Source organism: Kineococcus siccus (genome assembly GCF_009906795.1).
Classification (GTDB): Bacteria; Actinomycetota; Actinomycetes; order Actinomycetales; family Kineococcaceae; genus Kineococcus; species Kineococcus siccus.
This window is the reverse complement of the sequence record NZ_JAAALN010000410.1, coordinates 1-990: the sequence shown is the minus strand read 5'-3', so window position 1 is coordinate 990 and position 990 is coordinate 1. Positions and strand designations below refer to the sequence as shown.

2 protein-coding genes are annotated in these 990 nt (G+C 68.9%); both read left to right on the top strand.

Annotated features, from left to right (window positions below; all coding sequences use genetic code 11):
* Window positions 1–247: site-specific integrase (locus GTR02_RS21855; RefSeq protein ID WP_166609562.1), on the top strand; the 247-nt coding region annotated here is incomplete at its 5' end.
* 66 nt (window positions 248–313) lie between these two features.
* Window positions 314–805 (top strand): hypothetical protein, encoded by a 492-nt coding sequence (locus tag GTR02_RS21850; RefSeq protein WP_166609561.1) that lies wholly within the window; start codon window positions 314–316, stop codon window positions 803–805.
* Window positions 806–990: the final 185 nt, after the last annotated feature.

Here is a 990-nt window from a genome sequence, read left to right as displayed (position 1 = left end):
CTCCGCGACCCGCCGGCTGCGCCACCTCGCCGAAGACGCCCGCATCCGGCTGCCGCGGACGCACCCGCACATGCTCAGGCACACCTACGTCACCACCATGCTCGACGCCGGCGTCGACCTCACAGACGTGCAGATCGCCGCCCGCCACGCCGACCCCCGCACCACCATGCGCTACGACCGAGCGAGAACCACGCTGGACCGCCACCCCAACTACATCCTCGCCGCCTACATGGCCTCCGGCACCTGAACGACCTCACTCATCTGCCGATCTCAGGGCGTTGTGCCCCGACGCTCACCCCGCGAAGATCAGAGGGTGACGTTGCACCGGTGGCCCCCCGCTGTTCCTCCGGACGAGCTGGGCGCGGTAGTCCACGGGCCAGTCATCCTCGCGCGTGCGACAGGCATCGTGGCGGGCCTGCGCTGCGTCTTCGCCTACAGCACCGGGATCTTCCTCCCCCTCGTCCTGCGCGCTGAAGGCGTCTACGCCGAAGCGGCCTCCCGCCAAGCCTTCGGCCCGCACGGCGAACCGATCACCGACTCAAACGACACCAGGTCGTGGTCACTGCCTCAGGTCCATATCGAGGTCAACGACCAAGCCGGCTTCACTGACTCCTCCGGAGGCTCCAGCTCCGGCGGCGAGAACAGCTTCGAGATGCAGGCGGACCACTGGATCGACGAGCTGCCGCGCGACGGGCGAGTCACCATCACCGTCGCCTGGCCCCAAGCCGGCCTCCCCGAGTCACGCACCACCCTCGTCCTCGAAGGTCTCGACGACCTGCACGAGAGGGTTCTGCCACTGCTCTGAACGTCGCGGTCATGGCACCCCTCTCTGTCAACCGACGCTCTTGCAGGGCCTGCGGGTGGGGTGGACGATGGCGCTGCGGGTCCGGGAAGTGACTTCTCCGAAGGGCCGGTCTGGGGATACGAGCCGGCCGCGCTGGAGCCAGTAGACGCCCCCACTTGTCCTCCCGGGCCCGTCACGACCACCGC